General features: G+C 64.1%; 24 protein-coding genes and 1 pseudogene. 3 read left to right on the forward strand and 22 right to left on the reverse strand.

Annotated elements, in window-relative coordinates; genetic code table 11:
* Positions 1–78: 78 nt before the first annotated feature.
* The 9 genes and pseudogenes from PPL01S_RS01335 to ubiE all read right to left on the reverse strand — a co-directional run bounded on the left by PPL01S_RS01335 (position 79) and on the right by ubiE (position 6,053).
* Positions 79–786, reverse strand: coding sequence for a 16S rRNA (uracil(1498)-N(3))-methyltransferase (locus PPL01S_RS01335; RefSeq protein ID WP_016395364.1), 708 nt, complete (start codon positions 784–786; stop codon positions 79–81).
* Positions 783–1,574 carry a twin-arginine translocase subunit TatC gene (gene tatC, locus PPL01S_RS01340; protein ID WP_016395363.1) on the reverse strand — a complete coding sequence of 264 codons (792 nt, stop codon included), beginning with the start codon at positions 1,572–1,574 and terminating at the stop codon, positions 783–785. The genes PPL01S_RS01335 and tatC overlap by 4 nt, the downstream gene beginning before the upstream one ends.
* Positions 1,554–1,921, reverse strand: a pseudogene (gene tatB, locus PPL01S_RS01345) (Sec-independent protein translocase protein TatB); the annotation flags it as partial. The pseudogene tatB and the gene tatC, both read right to left, overlap by 21 nt.
* 3 nt (positions 1,922–1,924) lie before the next feature.
* Positions 1,925–2,212 (reverse strand): twin-arginine translocase TatA/TatE family subunit, encoded by a 288-nt coding sequence (locus PPL01S_RS01350; protein ID WP_016395361.1) that lies wholly within the window; start codon positions 2,210–2,212, stop codon positions 1,925–1,927.
* Between the two features lie 25 nt (positions 2,213–2,237).
* A complete protein-coding gene (locus PPL01S_RS01355; RefSeq protein WP_016395360.1) occupies positions 2,238–2,573 on the reverse strand; it encodes a phosphoribosyl-ATP diphosphatase in 336 nt (111 codons plus the stop codon).
* Between the two features lies 1 nt (position 2,574).
* Positions 2,575–2,967, reverse strand: a complete 393-nt coding sequence (gene hisI, locus PPL01S_RS01360) for a phosphoribosyl-AMP cyclohydrolase (protein ID WP_016395359.1) — start codon at positions 2,965–2,967, stop codon at positions 2,575–2,577.
* A gap of 73 nt (positions 2,968–3,040) precedes the next feature.
* Positions 3,041–4,663, reverse strand: coding sequence for a ubiquinone biosynthesis regulatory protein kinase UbiB (ubiB, locus tag PPL01S_RS01365; protein ID WP_016395358.1), 1,623 nt, complete (start codon positions 4,661–4,663; stop codon positions 3,041–3,043).
* Complete coding sequence (locus PPL01S_RS01370) at positions 4,660–5,283, reverse strand: ubiquinone biosynthesis accessory factor UbiJ (protein WP_016395357.1); 624 nt, start codon at positions 5,281–5,283, stop codon at positions 4,660–4,662. Before PPL01S_RS01370 ends, ubiB begins: the two co-directional genes overlap by 4 nt.
* Positions 5,283–6,053 carry a bifunctional demethylmenaquinone methyltransferase/2-methoxy-6-polyprenyl-1,4-benzoquinol methylase UbiE gene (ubiE, locus tag PPL01S_RS01375; protein ID WP_016395356.1) on the reverse strand — a complete coding sequence of 257 codons (771 nt, stop codon included), beginning with the start codon at positions 6,051–6,053 and terminating at the stop codon, positions 5,283–5,285. The genes PPL01S_RS01370 and ubiE overlap by 1 nt, the downstream gene beginning before the upstream one ends.
* 125 nt (positions 6,054–6,178) lie before the next feature.
* On the opposite strand from ubiE, the gene PPL01S_RS01380 reads away from it, so the two are divergent.
* A complete protein-coding gene (locus PPL01S_RS01380) occupies positions 6,179–6,454 on the forward strand; it encodes a polyhydroxyalkanoic acid system family protein (RefSeq protein WP_016395355.1) in 276 nt (91 codons plus the stop codon).
* Between the two features lie 12 nt (positions 6,455–6,466).
* Here PPL01S_RS01380 and PPL01S_RS01385 read toward each other — a convergent pair whose 3' ends face one another.
* Positions 6,467–11,029, reverse strand: a complete 4,563-nt coding sequence (locus tag PPL01S_RS01385; protein ID WP_248694062.1) for a dermonecrotic toxin domain-containing protein — start codon at positions 11,027–11,029, stop codon at positions 6,467–6,469.
* A 252-nt stretch (positions 11,030–11,281) separates the two neighbouring features.
* On the opposite strand from PPL01S_RS01385, the gene PPL01S_RS01390 reads away from it, so the two are divergent.
* Together PPL01S_RS01390 and PPL01S_RS01395 are read left to right on the forward strand one after the other, a co-directional pair.
* The gene (locus PPL01S_RS01390; protein WP_016395353.1) at positions 11,282–11,701 is read left to right on the forward strand and encodes a phasin family protein; all 420 of its coding nucleotides are present in this window, start codon (positions 11,282–11,284) and stop codon (positions 11,699–11,701) included.
* 10 nt (positions 11,702–11,711) lie between these two features.
* On the forward strand, positions 11,712–12,425 hold the full coding sequence (locus tag PPL01S_RS01395) for a phasin family protein (RefSeq protein ID WP_016395352.1): 714 nt from the start codon (positions 11,712–11,714) through the stop codon (positions 12,423–12,425).
* 42 nt (positions 12,426–12,467) lie between these two features.
* Here the strand turns inward: PPL01S_RS01395 and PPL01S_RS01400 are convergent, their stop codons facing one another.
* The 12 genes from PPL01S_RS01400 to PPL01S_RS01455 all read right to left on the reverse strand — a co-directional run bounded on the left by PPL01S_RS01400 (position 12,468) and on the right by PPL01S_RS01455 (position 24,250).
* A complete protein-coding gene (locus tag PPL01S_RS01400; RefSeq protein WP_016395351.1) occupies positions 12,468–13,082 on the reverse strand; it encodes a TetR/AcrR family transcriptional regulator in 615 nt (204 codons plus the stop codon).
* A gap of 14 nt (positions 13,083–13,096) precedes the next feature.
* Entirely contained in the window at positions 13,097–14,779 is a 1,683-nt protein-coding gene (gene phaC, locus PPL01S_RS01405) for a class II poly(R)-hydroxyalkanoic acid synthase (protein WP_016395350.1), read from the reverse strand.
* Positions 14,780–14,821: 42 nt separating this feature from the next.
* Complete coding sequence (gene phaZ, locus PPL01S_RS01410; protein ID WP_016395349.1) at positions 14,822–15,673, reverse strand: poly(3-hydroxyalkanoate) depolymerase; 852 nt, start codon at positions 15,671–15,673, stop codon at positions 14,822–14,824.
* A gap of 64 nt (positions 15,674–15,737) precedes the next feature.
* The gene (gene phaC, locus PPL01S_RS01415; RefSeq protein WP_016395348.1) at positions 15,738–17,417 is read right to left on the reverse strand and encodes a class II poly(R)-hydroxyalkanoic acid synthase; all 1,680 of its coding nucleotides are present in this window, start codon (positions 17,415–17,417) and stop codon (positions 15,738–15,740) included.
* 354 nt (positions 17,418–17,771) lie between these two features.
* Positions 17,772–18,149 (reverse strand): gamma-butyrobetaine hydroxylase family protein, encoded by a 378-nt coding sequence (locus tag PPL01S_RS01420; RefSeq protein WP_028625091.1) that lies wholly within the window; start codon positions 18,147–18,149, stop codon positions 17,772–17,774.
* Between the two features lie 87 nt (positions 18,150–18,236).
* Positions 18,237–19,580, reverse strand: coding sequence for an ATP-dependent protease ATPase subunit HslU (hslU, locus tag PPL01S_RS01425; protein ID WP_016395346.1), 1,344 nt, complete (start codon positions 19,578–19,580; stop codon positions 18,237–18,239).
* A gap of 92 nt (positions 19,581–19,672) precedes the next feature.
* Positions 19,673–20,203: an ATP-dependent protease subunit HslV gene (hslV, locus tag PPL01S_RS01430; protein ID WP_016395345.1), complete on the reverse strand. Its 531-nt coding sequence runs from the start codon at positions 20,201–20,203 to the stop codon at positions 19,673–19,675.
* Positions 20,204–20,406: 203 nt separating this feature from the next.
* Positions 20,407–21,678 (reverse strand): dihydroorotase, encoded by a 1,272-nt coding sequence (locus PPL01S_RS01435; protein WP_028625092.1) that lies wholly within the window; start codon positions 21,676–21,678, stop codon positions 20,407–20,409.
* Entirely contained in the window at positions 21,675–22,679 is a 1,005-nt protein-coding gene (locus PPL01S_RS01440) for an aspartate carbamoyltransferase catalytic subunit (RefSeq protein WP_016395343.1), read from the reverse strand. Before PPL01S_RS01440 ends, PPL01S_RS01435 begins: the two co-directional genes overlap by 4 nt.
* Positions 22,680–22,691: 12 nt before the next feature.
* Complete coding sequence (gene pyrR / locus PPL01S_RS01445; protein WP_016395342.1) at positions 22,692–23,210, reverse strand: bifunctional pyr operon transcriptional regulator/uracil phosphoribosyltransferase PyrR; 519 nt, start codon at positions 23,208–23,210, stop codon at positions 22,692–22,694.
* 45 nt (positions 23,211–23,255) lie between these two features.
* Positions 23,256–23,681: a Holliday junction resolvase RuvX gene (ruvX, locus tag PPL01S_RS01450; RefSeq protein WP_023378332.1), complete on the reverse strand. Its 426-nt coding sequence runs from the start codon at positions 23,679–23,681 to the stop codon at positions 23,256–23,258.
* Positions 23,681–24,250, reverse strand: a complete 570-nt coding sequence (locus PPL01S_RS01455; protein ID WP_016395340.1) for a YqgE/AlgH family protein — start codon at positions 24,248–24,250, stop codon at positions 23,681–23,683. The genes ruvX and PPL01S_RS01455 overlap by 1 nt, the downstream gene beginning before the upstream one ends.
* Positions 24,251–24,372 lie beyond the last annotated feature (122 nt).

Below are 24,372 nucleotides of genomic sequence, written 5' to 3' on the forward strand. Positions count from 1 at the left end.
ACAGCACGGAATACTCTTGTGTAATCAGGCCATCGGCTTGCGCCGGGGAAACTTGATGGGAGAAAGCTGACCTGTTTGTCAGAAAATCCTTGAGAGTAAGGCAGTTACAGCGGTTTCGACGCGCAGGATCCGATCGCCCAGCTGTACCGGCTTCAGGCCGGCCTTGCCCAACAGGTCGACTTCGTAGGGGATCCAGCCGCCTTCGGGGCCGATCGCCAGGGTTACCGGACCCTCGACTGCACGTGGGCAGGCGGGGTAGGGGCCGGGGTGGCCAACCAGGCCGAGGGTCCCATCGGCGATGGCGGGCAGGCGGTCTTCGACGAACGGTTTGAAACGTTTCTCGATGATCACCTCAGGCAGCACGGTGTCCCGGGCCTGTTCCAGGCCGAGAATGAGGTTCTCGCGGATGCTTTCAGGCTTGAGGAAAGGGGTCTGCCAGAAGCTTTTCTCGACCTTGTAGCTGTTGAGCAGGATCAGCCGCGGTACGCCGAGGGTGGCTACGGTCTGGAACAGCCGGCGCAGCATCTTTGGGCGTGGTACGGCCAACACCAGGGTCAGCGGCAGCTTGGCGGGTGGCTGCTGGTCGAAGGCGACGGCCAGTTCCGCTTCGTGCTGCTCCAGGCGCACCACGCTGGCGCTGCCCATCAGGCCATTGATACGGCCCACGCGCAGGGTGTCGCCGACCGCTACGCGGTGGATGTCCTGCATGTGGGTGAAGCGCCGATCAGCGAGAACGACGCGGTCGGCCGAGACGAAGTCGGCCTCTTCGAGGAGCAACAGGTTCACGGTTGGGTCGCAGGCGGCTGGTCGTTGTGGTCGTCCGTGGCTTCATCGGGCTCGTGGCCGCGCTTGCGGATCAGGCTGCCACACAGCACGCCGACCTCGAACAGCAGCCACATGGGCACGGCGAGCAAGGTCTGGGAGAAGATGTCCGGCGGGGTGAGGATCATGCCGACCACGAAGCAGCCGATGATCACATAGGGACGCATCTTCTTCAGTGACTGCACATCGACCACGCCGATCCACACCAGCAGCACCACCGCCACCGGGATCTCGAAGGCGACGCCGAAGGCGAAGAACAGGGTCATGACGAAGTCGAGGTAGCTGGCGATGTCGGTCATCATCGACACGCCTTCCGGCGTCGCGGCGGCGAAGAAGCTGAACATCAGCGGGAACACCAGGAAATAGGCGAATGCCATGCCGGCGTAGAACAGCAGGATGCTCGAGACCAGCAGCGGGATGGCGATGCGCTTTTCATGGCGGTACAGCCCCGGCGCGATGAAGCCCCAGATCTGCTGCAGGATGAACGGGATGGCCAGGAACAGCGACACGATCATGGTCAGCTTGAACGGCGTCAGGAACGGCGAGGCCACGTCGGTGGCGATCATCGTCGCGTTGGCCGGCAGGTGCGCGCGCAAGGGCGCTGAGACCAGGGTATAGATCTGCTGGGCGAAGGAGAACAGCCCGGCGAAGATCAGGAAGATGGCCGCCACGCAGCGCAACAGACGGGTGCGCAGTTCGGTCAGGTGCGAGACCAGCGGCATCGGCTGGTCGTCTTGCGGAATTTCGCTCATGGGGCTCGCGGCGGTTGAGGCTGATCGGGCTGTTCAGGCGCAGCCGGCGGCGCTACGGGTGCAGACGTGGGCGCGGCGGCGGGCGGCTGGGCAGGCGGGGTCAGCGGGTTGAGGATGCGCTTGGCTTCCTCTTCCATCTGCAGGATGTGCTCGTTGTGCAGCTGGCGACGGATGTCATCGGCGCCGATTTCGCGCTCGACTTCGGTCTTGATCGCATTGAAGCTGCGTTTCAGCCGGCCGATCCACAGCCCTGCGGTACGCGCAGCGCCAGGCAGGCGCTCGGGGCCGAGCACCAGCAGGGCCACCAGGCCGACGAGCAGCAGTTCGCTGAAGCTGATGCCGAACATGGGTCAGTCTTTCCGCTGCGGCTCTTGGACCGGCTGGGCCTGGCCCTCGATGGTGTGGCCTTGCGCTTGCGGCGCTGCGGCTTGCTGCTGGGTGGTCTGTACCGGCGGAATCGGCTGGGCAGGCGGCGGGGTCTGTTCAGCCGGCTTGGTTTCTTCGTCGTTCATGGCCTTGCGGAAGCCCTTGATCGATTCGCCCAGGTCGCCGCCGAGGTTCTTCAGCTTCTTGGTGCCGAAGACCAGGACCACGACAACCAGCAGGACGATCCAGTGTTTCCAGTCAAAAATACCCATGGTGCTCTCCTAGGATGCTGTTCGGTCAGGCCGACGGCTGACGCGCGGCCTTTTCATCATGCCCGGAGAGGCCGAAACGCCGCTCCAGTTCATCGAGTACGGCTTGTGGATGCTGGCCCAGCGCGCTGAGCATGACCAGGCTATGAAACCACAGGTCGGCGGTTTCGTAGATGACATCGCTGTAATCCTGGCTGACCGCGGCATCCTTGGCGGCAATGATGGTCTCGATCGACTCTTCGCCGAGCTTCTCCAGGATCTTGTTCAAACCCTTGTGGTACAGGCTGGCCACGTAGGAGCTGTCGGGCGCTGCCTGCTTGCGCGTTTCGAGTACTTCGGCCAGGCGGTTGAGGGTGTCGCTCATGTCAGTGTCCTGCGCTGTAGATGGCATCCGGGTCTTTCAACACCGGGTCGACGGTTTTCCACTGGCCGTCTTCGAAGACGCGATAGAAGCAGCTTTCACGGCCGGTATGGCAGGCGATATGACCAAGCTGTTCGACCATCAGGATGATCACGTCGGCATCGCAGTCCAGGCGCATTTCGTGCAGCTTCTGCACATGCCCGGACTCCTCGCCCTTGCGCCACAGCTTGCCACGCGAACGCGACCAGTAGATGGCGCGTTGCTCGGCGGCAGTCAGCGCCAGCGATTCGCGGTTCATCCAGGCCATCATCAGTACGCGCCCGGTCTTGTGGTCCTGGGCGATCGCCGGCACCAGGCCGTCGCTGCTCCACTTGATCTCGTCCAGCCAGTCTTTCATCGTCGACTCCAAAACCGGGCCCGCTCCTGTGCCGGGCCCTTTGCGCTAGTGTGCCAGCCAGCAGCGCGGCTGGCTATTGGCGCACGATCAGGTACAGGCCGCCGGCCAGCATCAGCCACGCAGGCCAGGCGGCCGGGGCGGCCAGGCTGGCGGCTTCGGCAGCCCCCGTGGCCAGTACCGCACCACCACCGAGCAGACCGGCACCGAGCAGGCGCAGCGCCCAACGGTCGCCCTGGGTGCGGCGCCGCTCCGGCAGTGGCGGGTCCTGCAGATGCGGCTGCGACAGGCGTTCGAGCAGGTCGCGGGTCATGCCGGCCAGGTGCGGCAACTGCTCGGCCTGGCTGTAGATGTTGCCGAGCACGGCCTTGGGGCTCATGCGGTCGCGCATCCAGCGTTCCAGGAAGGGCTTGGCGGTGCTCCACAGGTCGAGGTCGGGGTACAGCTGGCGGCCCAGGCCTTCGATGTTGAGCAGGGTCTTCTGCAGTAGCACCAGCTGCGGCTGGACTTCCATGTTGAAGCGCCGGGCCGTCTGGAACAGGCGCATCAGCACCTGACCGAAGGAAATGTCCTTCAACGGCTTTTCGAAGATAGGCTCGCACACGGTGCGGATCGCCGCTTCGAACTCGTTGACCTTGGTATGCGCCGGTACCCAGCCCGAGTCGATGTGCAACTGGGCGACGCGGCGGTAGTCACGTTTGAAGAAGGCGATCAGGTTGCGCGCCAGGTAGTCCTGGTCCTCGGCGGTGAGGCTGCCGACGATGCCGCAGTCGATGGCGATGTACTGCGGGCTCCACGGCTTGACCGTACTGACGAAGATGTTGCCGGGGTGCATGTCGGCATGGAAGAAGCTGTCGCGGAACACCTGGGTGAAGAACACCTCCACACCGCGTTCGGCCAGCAGTTTCATGTCGGTGCGCTGGTCTGCCAGGGTCGCCATGTCGGTGACCGGCACGCCGTAGATGCGCTCCATCACCAGCACTTTGGGCCGGCAGTGGTCCCAGTACACCTGCGGCACGTACATCAGCTCCGAGCCTTCGAAGTTGCGCCGCAGCTGGCTGGCGTTGGCCGCCTCGCGCAGCAGGTCGAGTTCGTCGTAGATGGTCTTTTCGTAGTCGCCGACGATCTCCACCGGGTGCAGGCGACGGGCATCGGCCGAGGCCCGCTCGGCGGCCTTGGCGATCAGGAACAGCCAGGCCAGGTCCTGGGCGATCACCGGCTTCAGGCCCGGGCGCACCACCTTGACCACCACCTCTTCGCCAGTCTTGAGGCGTGCGGCATGTACCTGGGCCACCGAGGCCGAGGCCAGTGGCTCGACGTCGAAGCGGTTGAACACTTCGCCCACCTTGGCGCCAAGCTGTGCCTCGATCAATGCCACGGCCTGCTGCGGGTCGAACGGCGGCACGCGGTCCTGCAGCAGCATCAGCTCATCGGCGATGTCGGTGGGCAGCAGGTCGCGGCGGGTCGACAGCAACTGGCCGAACTTGATGAAGATCGGCCCCAGGTCCTGCAAGGCCAGGCGCAGGCGTGCGCCACGACTGAGCTCCGAGGGCTTGCGCGGCAACCAGCGCCAGGGCATGAGCAGGCGCAGGGACATCAGCCACCAGGGCAGCGGCAGTTCGAACAGCAGGTCATCGAGACGGTAGCGGATCACCACGCGCTGGATGCGGAAGAGACGGCGGACGGCGAGCAGCTTCATGCGTTATCGCTGGTATCAAGGGATCGGGAGAGGCGCTGCAGGCGCGCCTCGAGGCGTTCTATATCGACCTTCAGGCCATCGAGCTCACTGAAGGCGGCTTCGGCTTCGCGCTTGCCCACCAGGGTGCGTGATTCTTCGGCCAGGTATTCGGACAGGTTCTGCGTGAAGCTTGCCAGGCCCTGGCGGGTCCATCGCGCGCGCAGGCGCACATGCCCGGCCAGCAGCGCCGTGGCGACCGGCCCGAGCCAGCGCTGCAGCTCGTGCTCCCAGTCCAGCTCCAGGTCCTGGAGGACTGCGAACAGGTCCAGCAGCACGGCGCTGTCGCCATGCAGCTCGACCTGCGGGGTGTGCAGCACGCCGGTCTTGTCCTTGGCCACGGCCAGTTGCAGCAGGCTGCCAGCGGGGGCGCGCAGGCTGCAATCGACCTCGCCTTCCCAGTGGGCGGCGAGCATCAGGCCTTCTTCATCGGGCAGGATGAACACCTGCAGGGCAGGCTGGCGGCAATCGATCTCGATGACCTTGCCTTCGAGCGCGGCCAGGCGCGGCAGTGCCGTGCTGTCCATGCGCAGGACGCGGTTCAGGCCATGTTCGATGCTGGCGAGCAGCCCTGCCAGCAGCATCAGGGCTTGATTCCCCGGTGCACGGCGACGATGCCGCTGGTCATGTTGTGGTAGGTGACGCGGTCGAAGCCGGCATCGACCATCATGGCCTTGAGGGTTTCCTGGTCGGGGTGCATGCGGATCGACTCGGCGAGGTAACGGTAGCTTTCCGAGTCATTGGTGATCAGCTTGCCGGCCAGCGGCATGAAGGCGAACGAGTAGGCGTCGTAGGCCTTGGACATCAGCTTGTTGGTCGGCTTGGAGAATTCCAGCACCAGCAGACGGCCACCCGGCTTGAGCACGCGCAGCATCGAGCGGATGGCTTCGTCCTTGTGGGTGACGTTGCGCAGGCCGAAGGCGATGGTCACGCAGTCGAAGTGGTTGTCGGGGAACGGCAGCTTCTCGGCGTCGGCCTGGACGAACTCGATGTTGCCGGCAACGCCACGGTCGAGCAGGCGGTCACGGCCTACCTTGAGCATGGATTCGTTGATGTCGGCGAGCACCACTTGCCCGGTCGGGCCGACCAGGCGCGAGAACTTGGCGGCCAGGTCGCCGGTGCCGCCAGCGATGTCCAGTACCCGGTTGCCGGTGCGCACGCCCGACAGCTCGATGGTGAAGCGCTTCCACAGGCGGTGCATGCCGCCGGAAAGCACGTCGTTCATCAGGTCATATTTGGCAGCTACCGAATGGAAGACTTCGGCGACTTTCTTCGCCTTCTGGCTCTCGGGCACATCCTGATAGCCAAAATGCGTGGTGGGTTCGGCGTGGTCGCCTTTGCGCTGGTCGTTCATATCGCTTCACCGGAAAAAATTACCGCCCATTCTAGGGCGAACGGGCGGATTTGTCTTGGCGGGGTGTGCCGTGGGGCGGGGGCGGGCATAATGCCGATCATGTCTACATACCCAGGATCACCCGCATGACCCAGATCAGCGTCGAACGCAAACACTCCCTCGGCCGCGAAGCCGCCCGTGCCAAGGCCGAGGCGCTGGTCGACAAGCTCAGCCGCGAATACGACCTCAAGGCCACCTGGAACGGGGACCGCGTCGACGTGACCCGCAGCGGTGCCAACGGCAGCGTCCACATCGGCGAAGACAGCATTCGCGTCGAGCTGAAGCTGGGCATGATGCTGTCGATGATGAGCGGCACCATCAAGGGCGAGATAGAACGGGCGCTGGACAAAGCGCTGGCCTGACGCCCGTCACGCTCATTCGGCAGGGAACGGGATCAGCCCCTCGATCTGTCCCAGGCGCAGGTCGCCCCGGTAAATGCGTATCTGCTCTGCGGGGTCGAGTGAGCGTTGCAGCTGTTCGTCCCGGCTCATCGAGCGCGGCTCGCACAGTTTCAGGTGGCCTTTGGCAAAGGCACGTGGGTTGTCCTGAGCATTGGTGTAGTGAAAGTGCGCCTCCCAGAGCGGCTGTCTGGGCTGAATGCGATTGACCGTGTAAACGTCCAGATAGTCATCGGCCCTGAGGCGTTTACGCGATCTGGCCAAGCCAATCTCGATCTGCCCTTCATCGAACAGGTAGCGCAAGGCCTTGCTGTCCGGGTGGCGGGTACCGAAATAGGCATCGGTCAGAAGGCGGCGCTTTTCTGCCTGCATGCCCGCCATGGCCTGTTCCAGCCGGGCTGCCAATGGCTGATCGGCTGGCGGGCCAGCGCGCAATTGCTGCGCGATGTCGAGCATGTCCTCGATGTGCCAGTCCATCAGGTCGGCCAGGCTGTTGGGTTCGTCCGAGTAGCGGGAGGCCAGGGCCACCTTGGCGTCCTGGCGTGCCAACAGCCCTTCGCCGATGCGATGCAGATAGGCGCTACCGCGAGGTGTGGCCGTGGGCGTCACGTACTGCCACCGTTCACCGTCAAGCCGATACTGGGTGACCGGTTGATCGGTCACCGGGTCGTGCTGCACGGCGTGGGTGTCGTCCTGCTGCTGCTCGGCGAGGATAGTCTTGCCGTGTGTCGTACGGATCAGCTTTCGCTTGCCGCCTGGCACGCGGTAGGTCGCTTGTTTGCGGGGCACGACGGCTCCGGTCTCGCTGTCGTGCAATGCACGGCTCAGATCGCGTTCGGCCATGCCCTTCAGGGCACTCAGTTCATGAATGTAGTCTGTCACGCAGGCGTCATCCACGGCCGGGTCGTTCAGGACAAGCAGGAAACAGGCTTTGCCCAGTGAAGTCTGGTATTCGCGTAGCGCGTTGTTGAGAATATCTACCTGCTCCGCCAATGGCAGGTCGGCCGCCGCGAGGCCATCGTGGCTCAGCATGGCCTCTTGGAAGTCGCGGTTGCGCAGGTCTGCCTGTAGGCGCAGGAGCTCGTCGAAACTTTCGGCGGTCAGCAGGTCTCGCTTGATCAGTAACTGGGTCAGGTCGCTGAGGACCTGGGCACTGGTGATCACGGTCGAGTAGTTGCGCTGGGCAATGATCTTTTCGATTTTCGCCACTTTGTTCTCGAACTGGATGCGGCTGTCCTGCAGGGCTTTGCTCAGGTTGCGGTCAAGGCGCAGGCTGACTGACAGGATGCGTTTGTGGGCCGCCAGCGCGGTCTTCAAATTGTCGCGGAAGGCCAGCGAAAGGCGTGCCTGCTCATCGCCGAATGGCAGTTTGATCAGTGCCCGCGACTGCTCCTGCAGCAACGGATAGTCGGTCATGTCGAGCAAGCGGTGGAAGGCCTGGACGTCACTGTTGAGCAGCATCTCCCACCATTGGCCATGGGCGTAGGCCGCCTTGCTGCTGGGGTCGAACCTGCGAAAGCGGACCTCACTCATGCGGGCGAACAGGTCTACTTGCGATGCCAATACCTCGGCCTGCTTTTCGTAAGTGAGCGCCAGGATCAGGAACCTGTCGCGCAGTGCCTTGCGCAGGCCATGCAATGCTGTCATCCGCGTCTGCACCGCGTCGGGCAGTGCCTCTCGCGCAATATCCGGGTATTCCTTGAGTATTGCTCTCAAGGCCTTGGATGACTCGTCGTAGGGTTTGATGGCGTCGAGGTTGCTGTCGATGATTTTTTCATGTTTCAGCAGGGTTTCATCGTTGCGTGTCCTGGCCGCCTGCAGCTCGGCGAAGGCTTTGAAATTGTCTTCCCTGACACTCTGGCGGGTTCTGGGCATACCACCTGCCAGGCTGAGGTCGATCATCCATTCGCCATTCCAGCGCGTGATCCACGGTCCCATGCGACGCTCACGCCCGATGATGCGATAGCCATCCGGCTGGCCGCCTTGTTCGACCCATTCCCCTTTGCTGGTGTCCGGCCCGAGGATCCGTATGCCGTTCCAGGACTCCTCCACTTCGTAGGCGACATCCTGCAACTTCACGTAGTAACGCTCGTCGACCTTGAACAGCCCCCGCAAGCGACCGCTGGCTTGTGCTGCGTGCCCGTCCAAGCGTGTGGTCGCACGCAACTCGACGAGCGCGGCTCGGGCCTCGGAAGGCAGGTTGCCCAGCCGCTGGTCGTTGCTCCAGAGGCTGATGGACAGCGTAGCGGGTCTGGGGGGCGCTGCAGGCCCGACGCTGCGCAGCACCGGTCGCTCGGCGGAGATCGGTGCTGGGTCTGCCACCTGCGGGCCGTGTGCCAGCAGCATGGCGAGGTTGAGCAGCAGGTCCGTGGTGGCGAGCACTCGCTCTTCGGTCGATCCGTGTGTCAGTGTCGCCAGGTCGTTCTTCAGGCTGAACAGGGTGACCGCCAGCCATACCAGCGTGGCAGCCGGGCCGCGCAGTAGCACCGTGACCGTATTGAATGCCAGCCATGTGCATTGCACGACCACCGCCCAGCGCTGCTGGGCGTTTGAGAGACTCTGGCGCGACGCCAACAGGATCAGGGTTTGGGCCTTGTCGTTGTAGAGGTGCGCATCCAGGTCGCCTGACCATGGCCTGACAGCCAGCTCGACGGGCAGGCGTAGTCGCTCCAAGGCCTCGTAAGTCATGATCGCCCCGGGGCCGAGCAGGGCGGCCAGTTCGGTCATGCCAGGGTGCAAATGCGGGCGGTTGAAACCGTCATTGTCATAGACCGGCCGGGCATCGTCATCCAGCCAGGTCAGAATGCTGCGCTGCAGGTCCCCTGTGGCGCGGATGCCCTGCATCAACTGATCCAGGCTTGCAAACTCCAGGACTGTCTGTTCGACAATCAAGGGGCGGTAGAGTACCCAGGAGCGGGTGGCGGGGAGTTCGATCAGGTACATGCCATGTGCCTGGTCGCTGCCGGGGAAGCCCCTGACTCGCCTGAATGCCAACGGCGCAAGGCGTATGGGCGAATGGGGTGCACCACCGCAAACGTCGGCCAGCGCCTGCCAGCTGCGCTCATCCAGGTGGCCCTGGATCTTCGCCTCGAGGGCGCTGAACAGCAGGGCGCTGCGCCATTCTTCGGCAAATCGCCTGGTGCGCGTGGCCAGTGTGGTCAGGTCCAGTAACTGGGCATGAACATAGTGCGGATAGCGGCCGCCGACATCCACGCTTTGGATCAGGCTGTTGAGGTATTCGAGGTTCATCCACGTTTCGAAGGCCTCTTCGTCCATACCGTGGAAGGCCGAGGCCACCTCCTGGCTACTTGGCTGCAAGCGCGAGATTGCCAGTTCAGTGAGGCTGATGGCCCTGACAAACTGCAGTTCCCAGGGCCCGCTGGAAGAGACCTGCACGCGCTGCGAAATGCTGATCAGCAGCCGGTCGGGATCCGGCAGCGGCCGGCCTGGGTGGTCTGCCTGCATCTGCTCGCGCAGACGCCGGGCGGTGTACTGCTGCAGGCTTTCGATGTCATCCATCGAGCTGGTGCCTTGAACTGCTGCCTGGTTCGCGGCCAGTCCCAGCAATGCGCTTTGGTACTGGAAGCGGTCGGTCGGATCGCTGTCGGACAGCCATTGTGGCAAAGGAATATTGGGAGCCTGGGAGAGTGGACGCGAGCAGTCCGGGAATGCCAACGAGGGGTCGCTCAGCTGATCGAAGGCGGCCTCCAGCGCAGCGACGTCGTCGAGGGCGCCCCGCTGGATACGGGCAAGACGCTGCAGCACAGCATTGAGCAATTGCCTCGCCTGATAGGCGAATGCCGGCGTCTGCAGCGCCGTATGCGTCCACGCCAGGCGGTCGAATGCATAGCGGTCGGCGAGGGTGTTACGCAGGGCACTGGCGAAATCAGCCTGGGTGTCGAAACCGCGAACGCTACCGCCAGGTGTGCACCAAAGCAGTCGCTGGCGGTTGACCGAAGGCGCGATGATGAGCAGGTCTGCCAATACCAATGGGGCATCGTTGAGTGAAACCTGCAGAGCATGTACGCCAGCGCTGCCGTCGGTCGCTTTGACCAGGCCATACAACAGCGCTTTGTCAGCGCCTGACAGTCCCTGGCGCTCGATGCTGTCGAGCAGGGCCGCCTTGAGCAACTGTTCGATCCAGCGCAGGGGGGATACCTCGGCGCTTGCGCTACTGCCACTCCAGAAGCTGATCTGCGCTTGCCCGAAAGCTTCGCTCAAGGTGGACAGCCGATCGTTGAAGACCTGGTTTAACACGTCCATGTCCAGGTCGATGGCGGGGTTGTGGTCTTGTGGACGGAACACCTGTGGTGGTGTCAGGCTCAGTTGGTCCGAAGGCGTGAGTGCCATGTCTCGGCCGTTGAGAAAGTGCGCGAGCAGAGTATCCACAAGGCCACTTTGCCGCGCCGGTTGGTTGCCTACGGCCGCGTGGAGGATGGTCAGGCCTTGCGCGGACTGCAGCAGCGGATGGTTTTCCCGGGTCCAGGGATAACGTTCGACGATCGCCTCGAAGGCGACGCGAGCGAGAACGCTGCGCAAGCGAGGCCGATCGGCGAAGCGAGCGGCTACCATTTGTCTGAAGGAGTTGGTTTGAGGAGTGGAGGACATGCTGTTAAAAGCTCCAGTCGATGTAGGAGCCGAATGCTGTATTGCCAGCCTGAAGCGATTGCGGTAGATAGTGCAGCGCGGTCATCTTAGGGTGAAGATTCTAATTCCCCCGCCTACCTTATGCTCCAAGCCCAACCTCCATGGGCGGTTCCTCCCTCCACTCATGAGCATGAGGTACAGAGCATGGCCAAAGTGAATGTGAAGAAAAAGGATGACGCCCAGAGCACGCTGGGCGAGGTGCGCGGCTACGCGCGCAAGATCTGGCTGGCCGGTATCGGCGCGTATGCACGCGTTGGCCAGGAAGGCTCCGAGTATTTCCAGGAGCTGGTAAAAGCCGGTGAAGGTGTCGAAAAACGTGGCAAGAAGCAGATCGACAAAGAGCTCGCTGCTGCCAACAACCAGATCGACGAAGCTACCCAGGAAGTCAGCCGTGTGCGTGGCAAGGTCGAGCTTCAGCTCGACAAGATCGAAAAGGCTTTCGACGCACGGGTCGGTCGCGCCTTGAATCGCCTTGGCATTCCGTCTAAACATGACGTTGAGGCGTTGTCCATCAAGCTTGAACAGCTGCACGAGCTGCTCGAGCGTGTCGCGCACAAACCATAAGGAGAGCAGGATGGCTGGCAAGAAGAATTTCGAGAAAGAAGGCAGCTCCTGGATCGGCGGGATCGAGAAGTACTCCCGCAAGATCTGGCTGGCAGGGCTGGGTATCTACTCCAAGGTCGACCAGGACGGTCCGAAGCTGTTCGAGTCGCTGGTGAAGGATGGCGAGAAGGCCGAGAAGCAGGCGAAGAAGACCGCCGAAGACGTGGCCGAAACCGCCAAGTCCTCGACCACTTCCCGCGTCTCTGGCGTGAAAGACCGTGCGCTGGGCAAGTGGAGCGAGCTCGAAGAGGCCTTCGACAAGCGCCTGAACAGCGCCATCTCGCGCCTTGGCGTGCCAAGCCGCAACGAGATCAAGGCCCTGCACCAGCAGGTCGACAGCCTGACCAAGCAGATCGAGAAGCTGACCGGCGCTTCGGTGACGCCGGTTTCTTCGCGCGCCGCCGCCAAGCCGGCTGCCAGCAAGACTGCGGCCAAGCCATTGGCCAAGGCGGCTGCCAAGCCTGCGGCCAAGACGGCTGCGGCCAAACCTGCAGCCAAGCCTGCAGCTGCCAAGCCGGCTGCTGCGAAGAAGCCTGCGGTGAAGAAAGCTGCGGCCAAGCCTGCCGCTGCCAAACCGGCAGCCCCTGCTGCCAGTGCCGCCCCGGCTGCTACTGCAGCACCGGCGCCAAGCGCGGCTCCGGTCAGCAGCGCACCTTCGGCACCGGTCACGGCCACGCTGATCTAAGGTCGCGTCGCGCCCATCGCCGGCTTGCCGGCGATGGGGCCTTCAGCCCTCCAGATATCGCTGCGCCAACTGCTGCGCGGCCTCTCGCGGCTTTTCCTGCAGATGCGGCGCCACCAGCATCATCACCTGGTACACCACCACCCCCACATCGCCCTCGCGCCCGAGCACGCGTTGGTAGTCGAGCGAGAACATCAGCGTCAGGGTGATCTGTTCCACGAGCTGCCCCAGTGCCTGGGTTTCGCTGACCACCTGCCCCTGGCTCTTGAGGCTGGCCAGCAACGCCGCCAGCGTGCGCTTGAGCCCATTGATCAGGCTGCGCATGCCACGGGCCAGCTTGGGCAGACGCCCGGTCAGGTTCGACAAGTCCTGGAACAGGAAACGGTACTGCGCCATGTGCTCGACGATCAGGTGCAGGAACAGCCAGTAGTCCTCGGCACTCAGGCGCACGTCCAGCGGTGGGTCGAGCAAGGGCATCAGCGACTCTTCGAAACGCTCGAACAGGCCGTGCACCAGCGGCTCCTTGCCGTGGAAGTGGTAGTAGAGGTTGCCGGGGCTGATCCCCAGTTCGTTGGCGATCTCAAGGGTCGAGACATTGGGTTCGCCCTGCTGGTTGAACAGCTGCAGGGCACATTCGAGGATACGGTCGCGGGTTTTCATCCGGGCAAGTGTGCTCATCGGGTCAGGACGTAGGTGCCTGGCGCGGGGCCCAGCGGTGGATAGGTGGCGTTGCCCAGCTCCAGGCGCGGGGCCTTGAGCGGGCCGGAGCGCGGCGTGATCCACTCCAGCCACAAGGGCCACCAGCTGCCGTCGCTGCGCTTGGCGTCGTGGAACCAGGCGCGCGGGTCGCCCGACATCCTGGGGTTGTCCAGGTAGTAGGCCTTGGGGTTGCCAGGCGGGTTGATGATGCTCTGGATGTGACCGCTGTTGGCCAGCACGAAACGCCGCTCGCCGCCCAGCAGCAAGGCCGAGCGATACACCGCATCCCACGGCGTGATGTGGTCGTTGCTGCCGGCCACGGTGAAGCTGTCCAGGTCGACCTGCCTGAGGTCGATGGGCGTGCCGCACACTTCCAGTCCGGTCGGGTGGGTCAGCGGGTTGTGCTTGAAGAAGTCCAGCAGGTCGCCATGCAGGGCGGCCGGCAGGCGCGTGCTGTCGGCGTTCCAGTAGAGGATGTCGAACGCAGGTGGCGTCTTGCCCATCAGGTAATTGTTGACCCAGTAGTTCCAGATCAGGTCGTTGGGCCGCATCCAGGCAAAGATGCGCGCCACCTCGGCGCCATCGAGCACCCCGCGCTGATAGGAGCGGCGCTTGGCGGCCTCGATGGTCTGCTCGTCGGCGAACAGGCTGGCCGGGCTTTCGAACTGGCTGTCGAGCAGGCTCACCAGGTAGGTGGCGCTGCGCACCCGGCGCAACTGGTGCTTGGCCTGCAGGTGACCTTGCAGGGCGGCGATGCTCAGGCCGCCGGCACAGGCACCCATGAGGTTCGGGTCGCGGCTGCCGCTGATGCTGCGGCAGGCGTTGAGCGCTTCTTCCAAAGCCTGCACGTAGCTCGACAGGCCCCATTCGCGGTGGCGTGGGTCAGGGTTGCGCCAGCTGACCATGAACACCTGCAAGCCACTCTTGAGCATGTACTGGACGTAGCTGTTGCTCGGCTGCAAGTCGAAGATGTAGAACTTGTTGATCTGCGGGGGCACCACCAGCACGGGGCGAGCGTGCTGTTTCTCGCTCATCGGCTTGTACTGGATCAGCTCCAGCAACTCATTGCGAAACACCACCGCGCCGGGGGTCACCGCCAGGTTGCCGCCCACTTCAAAGGCGCGTTCGTCGACCTGGCGGGGCAGGCCATCGTTGTGCCGCAAGTCGTCGAGCAGGTGCGCCACACCGCGTACCAGGCTCTGCCCACCGGTGTTGAACAGCTCCTTGACCGCCAAGGGGTTGAGCAGCGAGTTGCTGGGCGCCAGGGCATCGTTGAGCAGGTTGAACAGGAAGTGCGCGCGGGCCCTGTCGTCGTCCGTGAGGTGGCTGTCCTCGATCCACAGGCGGGTCTGCTTCTGCCAGGCCAGGTAGGCCTGCAGGCTGCGCCGGTAGAAGGGGTTCTGGCTCCACGTGGGATCGTTGAAGCGGCTGTCGCGCGGACTCGGCTGATAAGGCGTGTCGCCCAGCATCACGCGGCCCAGCTGACCGCTCAGGGCCAGCAGGTGGCGCGCCGTGTGCAATGGGTTGCGCAGGCTCTGGCGTCCGACACTGCGCAGCGTCGATATCAGGTCGCGGCCGCGCAGGCCGAGGATGGCGTTCTGCACGTTCATGCTGGCGGCGGGAGGCGTTGTCGTTCCTCGTTCCGGTTTTTCTTTCATGGCAACACTCCCTCGTCTTACCAGATTCGCGGGCAGCGACTATCAACCGCCGGAGGCGGGGCGCGGATGCATGACCGCGCGCTGACGTTCTTCCTGGAGAAACTTCATGATGATCGGCGCGACGGCTTCGGCCCGGGTGATCAGGAACAGGTGGCCGTCGTCGATAATGTGTAGCTGGGCATTGGGAATTCGCCAGGCCAGCAGGCGCATGTTGATCAAGGGGATCAGCGGGTCGTCGTCGCCGGCCAGGACCAGGGTTGGCTGCTGGATCCTGTGCAGCCAGTGGATGCTGGTCCAGCCCAGGCCTGCGAACAGCTGCCAGTAGTAGCCCAGCTTGCCGCCGGAGCGCACCTTGGCCGCGTGGTGCATGGCCAGGTCCGGGTCGCGGCGAAAGCCACCGCCATAGATCAGCGGGGCAATGCGAATGACATGGGATGGCTGGATATAGCGCCTCGGGCTTGCCATCATCCACAGCACCTTGGGCTTGCCCGGCACCATCACTGCGCCGGCTGCCGTGGCCGCCAGCACCAGCTTCTTGCAGCGCTCCGGGTAGTCATGGGCGAATTGCTGGGCAAGGGCGCCGCCCCAGGACACGCCGATGACGTTGACCTGGCCGTAGTCCAGGTAGTCGAGCATGCGCGCGGTCAGCTTCGCCAGGCCGGGAAAGCGATAGGGGTGGCGCGGGGTGGAAGACCCGCCCACGCCCGGCACATCGAAGGCGATCACCTCCAGGTCCGGGTCCAGCGCTTCGATGAACGGAAATACCAGCTCCAGGTTGGCGCCGATGCCGTTGAAGATCAGCAGTGGCGTCAGGTGTGGCTTGCCCGGACGCACGGCGGTGCGGATGGATTGTTCATCCAGCTCGACGGTCCTGAAAATGTAGGGTTGCGGCATGCGTGTGACTCTTTGGTGTCCATAAGCACCGTGGCGCGCCGTCGGGCGGCCACGGCGTTACTGCTCAACGTTCGTGAACGTAGGTACCTGGCGCCGCCTCGCCTGCGGCGTAGGCGCGGTTGCCCAGGCGAGTGGGCGCCTTCTTCAGCTCGCCCGCCCGCTCGCCCAGCCAGGTCTGCCAGTGCAGCCACCAGGAATCGGCGTGCTTGTCGGCATTGTCCTGCCAGGCGACAGGGTCGCCTGGGCGGTCGGCACCGGTCATGAAGCGCGCCTTGGGGTTGCCCGGTGGGTTGAGGATGCTCTGGATGTGGCCGCTGTTGGACAACACGAACTCGATCTTGCCGCCAAACAGGTGCGCCGAGCGGTAGCACGATTGCCACGGGGTGATGTGGTCGGTGGTGCCGGCAACGCTGAAGATGTCGCACTTGACGTTCTGCAGGTCGATGGCCGTGCCGGACACTTCCAGGGCATTGGGGCGGGTCAGCGGGTTGTTCTTGAACAGTTCGATCAGGTCGCCGTGGAAGGCGGCTGGCAAGCGCGTGGTGTCATTGTTCCAGAACAGGATGTCGAACACCGGCGGCTCATTGCCAAGCAGGTAGTTGTTGACCCAGTAGTTCCAGATCAGGTCGTTGGGACGCATCCAGGCGAACACCCTGGCCATGTCGCTGCCTTCGAGCACGCCGGCCTGGTAGGAGTGGCGCTTGGCCGATTCGAGCGTCTGCTCGTCGACGAACAGCGACACATCGGTGTTCAAGGTGGTGTCGAGCACGCTGACCAGCAGGGTCAGGGTATTGACCTTGTTCTCGCCCAGAGCGGCGTAGTGGCCGGCCAGCGCGGTGCAGGTGATGCCGCCGGAGCAGGCACCGAGGATGTTCAGGTCCTTGCTGCCGGTGATCGCCAGCACGGCGTCGACCGCTTCCTTGAGCGCATCGATGTAGGTGGACAGGCCCCATTCGCGCTGGGCCTTGGTCGGGTTGCGCCAGCTGATGATGAAGGTCTGCTGCTGCGAGCGCAGGCAGAAGCGCGCCAGGCTTTTTTCCGGGCTCAGGTCGAACACGTAGAACTTGTTGATCTGTGGCGGAACCACCAGCAGCGGGCGGGCATGCACCTGTTCGGTGATCGGGCCGTACTGGATCAGTTCCAGCACATCGTTGCGGTACACCACCGCCCCTTCCGTGGTGGCGAGGTTCTTGCCCACTTCGAAGGCATCCATGTTGACCTGGCTGGGCATGCCGCCGTTGTCGATCAGGTCCTTGGCCAGGTTGGAAAGGCCGTCGAGCAGGCTCTTGCCGCCGGTTTCGAAGAAGCGTTTGACCGCTGCCGGGTTGGACAGGGTGTTGGTCGGCGCCATCGCCTCGGTCAGCAGGTTGATGACGAACTGGCCGCGGCTGATGTCCTGCGGCGACAGGTCGCTGTTGCCGATCCAGTCCTGCAGCTCGTGGCGCCAGGCCAGGTAGGTTTGCAGGTAGCGGCGGTACAGTGGGTTCTTGCTCCAGGCCGGGTCGGCGAAACGACGATCGTCGCTTGCCGGGGCCAGGCTGGACTTGCCCAGCAGCACGTTCTTCAGTTCAAGGCCGAAATGCGCCACGTGCTTGGCACTGTGCAGCGGCTGGCGCATGGCCTGACGCAGTACGGTGCGCGCTGAGCTCAGCAGGTCCTTGCGGCGAATGCCAATGACCGGGTTCAGCCCCAGGGTGTTATCCGAGGCCTGCCGCTGCAACTCATCGTTGTTCTTGCTACTCATCTACGACGCTCCGTTGTCCTGAGACGAGTACCGGTTTGCTGTGGCACATGCACAGACGACAGCCCGGTACTGCTACTCGGGTGACCAGTGATAAGAAACAGCGGTGCTGCGGGCCGGATGCATTCGGCGATGAGCTGCGGGGGAATCTGCGTGGGAAGACTGCCTGCTTTCGCTCGCGACTTGTACAAACCGACCATGCCCTGATTGCCTTGATAAAACGATGCAGGGATCTTGCCAGCACCATTGGTTACCCGACTTTCAAGTAATGCGCAAGACAGCCCATTTTCGAGCTGCCTGTAGGGCATTCAAGCAGATGAGATTAGAAAATGCGCTCTAAAAGCTGGAAGGCCTGAGCTAGAGCATCAGCTTGACGACCGACTCGGCGGGGTCGCGGGATTTGCCGGCCTTGTGCAGCTCGTCGAGATACTCGTCCCAGAGCTGTTCCTGGCGCAGGCACAGCTGTTCCAGGTACTCCCAGGTGAACAGGCCGCTGTCATGGCCATCGTCGAAGGTCAATTTCAGTGCATATTGGCCGGCAGGTTCCAGGCCGGTGAGGCCGACGTTGATCTTGCCGAACTGCAGGATGGGATTGCCGTGGCCCTGGACCTCGGCGGAAGGGGAGTGCACCCGCAGGAATTCGGCGGGCAGGTGGTAGACCTCGCCGGGGGCGTAGGTGAGGCTGAGGGTTTTAGAAGCCTTGTGCAAATTGATGGCGGTGGGCAGGCGGGCCATGGCTGGAAATCTCTTGTGAACTGATGTTGCAAGCTTCGAGAGATTCAGGGGATTGTGCAAGGGGGCCGCAAAGCGGCCCCTGCGGTCTTACAGAATGTAGCGCGACAGGTCTTCGTTCTGCGCCAGCTCACCGAGGTGGCCGTTCACATATGCCGCGTCGATCTGGATCGGCGTTTCATCATGGGCGCTGGCCAGGTCACCGGCACTGAACGACACCTCTTCGAGCAGTCGCTCCAGCAGGGTGTGCAGGCGACGGGCACCGATGTTCTCGGTCTTCTCGTTGACCTGGTAGGCGATCTCGGCCAGGCGCTTGATGCCGTCGGCCTTGAACTCGATGTTCAGCCCTTCGGTCTTGAGCAGCTCGCAGTACTGTTCGGTCAGCGACGCGTGCGGCTCCTTCAGAATGCGCTCGAAGTCCTCCGGGGTCAGTGCCTTGAGCTCGACACGGATCGGCAGACGGCCCTGCAGTTCAGGCACCAGGTCGCTCGGCTTGCTCAGGTGGAACGCGCCGGAGGCGATGAACAGGATGTGGTCGGTCTTGACCATGCCCAGCTTGGTATTGACGGTGCAGCCTTCGATCAGCGGCAGCAGGTCGCGCTGTACGCCCTCGCGGGACACATCGGCGCCGCCGACGTTGCCACGCTTGGCCACCTTGTCGATTTCGTCGATGAACACGATGCCGTGTTGCTCGACCGCTTCCAGCGCCTTGGCCTTGAGCTCTTCCTCATTGACCAGGCGGCTCGCTTCTTCGTCGCGAACCATCTTCAGCGCGTCCTTGACCTTGAGCTTGCGGGCCTTGCGCTTGCCCTTGCCCATGTTGGCGAACAGGCTCTGCAGCTGGTTGGTCATCTCTTCCATGCCGGGTGGCGCGGCGATCTCGACGCCGGTGTTCTCGGCGACTTCGATCTCGATTTCCTTGTCGTCCAGCTGGCCTTCGCGCAGGCGCTTGCGGAACAGCTGGCGGGTGTTGGAATCGGAGCTGGTCTGCGCGGCTTCCTCGGCGAAGCTGCTGACCCGCGCCTGCGGCAGCAGGGCATCGAGGATGCGGTCTTCGGCGGCATCTTCGGCGCGGTGGCGCACGCGGACGATTTCCTGCTCACGCAGCATCTTCATCGCGGCGTCGGCCAGGTCACGGATGATCGATTCGACATCGCGGCCGACATAGCCCACTTCGGTGAACTTGGTCGCTTCGACCTTGATGAACGGCGCATTGGCCAGCTTGGCCAGGCGGCGGGCGATTTCGGTCTTGCCGACACCGGTGGGGCCGATCATCAGGATGTTCTTCGGCGTCACTTCGACACGCAGCTCGGCAGGCAGCTGCATGCGCCGCCAGCGGTTGCGCAGGGCGATGGCCACGGCGCGCTTGGCGTCTTCCTGGCCGATGATGTGGCGGTTGAGTTCGTGGACGATCTCGCGGGGGGTCATGGACATGATCAAAAATGGTCCTTGGACAGAGTTACTCAGCGTGGAAAAGCCCCATCACCGGCTCTTTGCTCACAGAGACAGGGCGCCAAAACAGCTGATCACTCGGCCAGGTCCTGCTCCTCGATGGTCAGGTTGTGGTTGGTGAACACGCAGATATCGCCCGCGATGTTCAAGGCAGTCTCGGCGATTTCACGCGCCGACAAGTCAGTCTTGTTCAGCAGGGCGCGGGCTGCGGCCTGGGCGAAGGCGCCGCCGGAGCCCATGGCGATCAGGCCGTCTTCCGGCTCGACCACGTCACCGTTGCCGGTGATGATCAAGGAGGCGTCCTTGTTGGCGACCGCCAGCATGGCCTCCAGGCGGCTCAGGGAACGGTCGGTACGCCATTCCTTGGCCAGCTCGACGGCGGCGCGCACCAGGTGGCCGGAGTGTTTCTGCAGTTGCGCTTCGAAGCGCTCGAACAGGGTGAAGGCGTCGGCGGTGGCACCGGCGAAACCGGCGATGACTTCACCGTTGTACAGGCGACGGACTTTCTTGGCGTTGCCTTTCATGACGGTGTTGCCGAGGGATACCTGGCCGTCGCCACCCATGACGACTTTGCCGTGACGGCGGACGGAAACGATGGTGGTCAAGGGGAGAGTCTCCACGCAGCGGGGCGAAAATGCCTGATGCAGACTCATATGGGGGTGGGGGGAAGGATTTCAACCGGGGGGGATGAATGGTTGCTGTCTGCCTGCACTGGCCTCATCGCCGGCAAGCCGGCTCCCACAGGGATTTGCAGCAATGCAACCACTGAGGGAGCCGGCTTGCCGGCGATAGGGCCCGGAAGGCCTACTCAGGCTTCGTGGCAGACATGCCCATCGACCAAGGTATAACGCACCGCGCCCGGCAGGCAGTGGCCGATGAACGGGCAGTTGTCGCCGCGCGAGAACCACTGCTCGCCCGCCACCGTCGAGGCCTTGGCATCGAACAGCACCAGGTCGGCCGCGCCGCCCACCTTCAGCTCACCCGCCGGCAGGCGCAGGGCTGCAGCCGGGCCGCTGGTCAGGCGTGCGAGCAGCGTCGGCAAGTCGAGCAGGCCGTCGTCGACCAGGGTCATGGCCAGCGGTAGCAGCAGTTCGACACTGCTGATACCAGGCTCCGTGGCGCCGAACGGGGCCAGCTTGGCATCGCGCTCGTGGGGCTGGTGGTGACTGGAAATGGCCTGGATCACACCCGACTTCACGGCCTCGCGCAGGCCGTCGCGGTCGGCGGCGGTGCGCAGCGGTGGCTGCACGTGGTAGAGGCTGGAGAACTCGCGCAGCGATTCGTCGGTGAGGATCAGCTGGTACAGGGCCACATCAGCGGTCACCGGCAGGCCAAGCTGCTGGGCCTGGGCGATCAGCCGGGCGCCACGGGCGCTGGTGATCTGGGTGAAGTGCGCACGCACGCCGGTCTGTTCGACCAGCAGCAGGTTGCGCGCCAGGGCCACGGTCTCGGCCGTCTCCGGGATGCCGGGCAGACCGAGGAAGCTGGCCATGGCGCCTTCGTGGGCCAGGCCACCTTGGGCCAGGTCGCGGTCCTGGGAATGGAACACCACGGTCAGGTCGAAGGTGGCGGCGTATTCCAGGGCGCGGGCCAGGGTACGGTTGTTGGGGATTTGCTTGAGGCCGTTGCCGAAGGCCACGCAGCCGGTGTCGCGCAGGGCAACCAGTTCGGCCAGTTGCTCGCCTTCCAGGCCCTTGGTCAGGGCGCCGATCGGGTAGACCTTGCTGTTGCCGGCTTCACGGGCGCGGTCGAGGATCAGTTCGGCCACTGCCGAGGTGTCCAGCACCGGCTTGGTCTGCGGCGGGCAGCACAGGCTGGTGACGCCACCGGCCACGGCGGCACGGGTTTCGCTGGCGATGGTGCCCTTGCGGCTGTAGCCCGGCTCGCGCAGGGACACGCCGAGGTCGACCAGGCCCGGTGCAGCAACCAGGCCATCGGCCTGGATCGTGCGGCTGGCGCTGAAACCGGCCGGGGCTGCGCCGATGGCGGCAATGCGACCGCCGTCCAGGTGCAGGTCGGTAACCTGGTCCAGGCCGGTCTTGGGGTCGATGACCCGGGCGCCAAGAATGCTGAGGGTCACTGGGCGTTCTCCTGGTCGAGTTGACGTTGCGCGTTCTGCCCGCTCATGGCCATGGACAGTACGGCCATGCGCACGGCGATGCCGTAGGTGACCTGGTTGAGGATCACCGAGTGTTTGCCGTCGGCCACCGCCGACTCGATCTCGACGCCGCGGTTGATCGGGCCCGGGTGCATGACGATGGCATCGGGCTTGGCACCGGCCAGGCGCGCGGTGGTCAAGCCGAACAGGCGGTAGAACTCGCCTTCGCTGGGCAGCAGGCCACCGGCCATGCGTTCACGCTGCAGGCGCAGCATGATCACCACGTCGACGTCCTTCAGGCCTTCGGCGAGGTCGGTGTAGACCTTCACGCCGTATTGCTCGATGCCGATCGGGATCAGGGTCTTCGGGCCGATCACGCGGATGTCCGGGCAACCCAGCGCCTTGAGCGCCAGCATGTCGGAGCGGGCCACGCGCGAGTGCAGGATATCGCCGACGATCGCTACCGACAGGTTCTCGAAGCTGCCTTTGTGGCGGCGAATGGTCAGCATGTCGAGCATGCCCTGGGTCGGGTGCGCATGGCGACCATCACCACCGTTGATCACCGCGACGTCCGGGCACACGTGCTCGGCGATGAAGTGCGCGGCACCGGAGTCGGAGTGGCGCACGACGAACATGTCGGCGGCCATGGCTTCGAGGTTGCGCAGGGTGTCGAACAGGGTTTCGCCCTTGCTGGTCGAGGACGTCGACACGTTCAGGCTGATCACGTCCGCTGACAGGCGCTGGGCGGCCAGTTCGAAGGTGGTACGGGTACGGGTCGAGTTCTCGAAGAACACGTTGCACACGGTCTTGCCGCGCAGCAACGGGACTTTCTTCACGGCCCGGGCGCCGACTTCGAGGAACGAGTCGGCGGTGTCGAGGATCTCGGTGAGCAGTTCGCGGGGCAAACCGTCGAGCGAGAGGAAGTGGCGCAGCTGGCCCTGGTCATTGAGCTGCAGCGGGCGCTTGGCGTCGATTGGCGTCATCGCGAGGGACTCTTAAAGGGCGGAAGCGGTGGCGAGGTCCTGGCGCTCGAGGGCGAGCGGTGCGGGTCCGGTCAATTTTACCCGTTCATGGGCGGCCAGCGACAGGGTGGCGCCCAGCACGTTGGGACGGATCGGCAGTTCGCCGGCATCCAGGTCCAGCAGGCACACCAGCGTCACGCTGGCCGGGCGCCCGTAGTCGAACAGTTCGTTGAGCGCGGCGCGGATGGTGCGGCCGCTCATCAACACGTCATCGATCAGCACCAGGTGCTGGCCCTCCACTTCGAATGGCAGCTCCGAGGGGCGCACCTGCGGGTGCAGGCCGTTCTGGCTGAAATCGTCGCGGTAGAAGGATACGTCAAGTGTGCCCAAGGGGCTTTCGTCGCTCATTTCCTGCTGCAATGCCTGGGCGACCCAGACACCACCGGTGCGGATGCCGATGAATCGCGGCTCGGTGATGTTGCGGCGGGCCAGGTGGGCGCGAAGGTCGACAGCCATCTGCCGGATAAGGTCGGCGGGGTTGGGTAGGCTCATTGCGTGCTCCTTGGGGGCGCCGGGCTGACCCGGCGGCAAAGCGGATTAAGTGTTGGCCTCCAGCCAGCCTTGCAGCAGCAGGGCGGCGGCAATGGCATCGACCGGGTTGTCGCGGTAGCTACCGTGGCGACCGCCACGGGCCATTTGCTCGCCCTTGGCTTCGAAGGTGGTCAGGCGTTCGTCGTGGGTGTGCACCGGCAGGTTGAAGCGGCCATTGAGGCGGCGGGCGAACTTCTCGGCGCGCTCGCTCATGTCGCTGGGCGTGCCGTCCATGTTCAGCGGCAGGCCGACGACGATGGCGTCGGGTTTCCATTCCTTGATCAGCTTCTCGACCTGGTTCCAGTCCGGCACGCCGTTCTGCGCCTTGAGCACGCACAACTCGCGGGCCTGGCCGGTAATCACCTGACCCACGGCCACGCCGATCTGTTTGCTGCCGTAGTCGAAGCCCAGCAGCAGGCGCAGCTCGGCCATCAGGCGTGGCCCGCCTGGCTGGTGAGCAGGCTGAGGTTGATGCCCAGGCTGGCGGCTGCGGCTTCCAGACGCAGGTCGCTGGCCAGGCCGAAGATGATTTCCGGGTCGAACGGGCAGTTGAGCCAGGCATTGTCGGTCAGCTCCGCTTCCAGCTGGCCCGCTTCCCAGCCGGCGTAACCCAGGGTGATCAGGCTCTGTTTCGGGCCGACTCCTGCGGCGATGGCCAGCAGCACGTCTTGCGAGGTCGTCAGCGACAGCCCTTCCAGCGCGACGGTGGCCTGGAAGCTGCATTCGTTGCTGTGCAGCACGAAACCACGGTCGGTCTGCACCGGTCCGCCCTGGTAGATCGGCACCTGCAGGGTGCTGGCAGGTGGTTCCTCGTCCGGGCGCAGCTGCTCGAGAATGTCGGCCAGGTTCAGCTCCTGGGGGCGGTTGACCACTAGGCCCATGGCGCCATTGGCGTTGTGCTCGACGATATACGTGAGGGTCTGGGCGAAGTTCGGATCGGCCATGTGCGGCATGGCGATCAGGAACTGATGCTTGAGGTAGCTCGGGGCGAGGGTTTTCATGGGGGATAGTGTGGCGCCAGGTGGCGAGGCTGACAAGGTGGTTATGTGTCGCCTGTTTGTGTCTGTCGAAAGGTGTTTGGCGCCTATCAGATCGAGCGCCGCCCGCGCGGCGCATCGCGAGC

This window comes from Pseudomonas plecoglossicida NBRC 103162 = DSM 15088 (genome assembly GCF_000730665.1).
Lineage (GTDB): Bacteria > Pseudomonadota > Gammaproteobacteria > Pseudomonadales > Pseudomonadaceae > Aquipseudomonas > Aquipseudomonas plecoglossicida.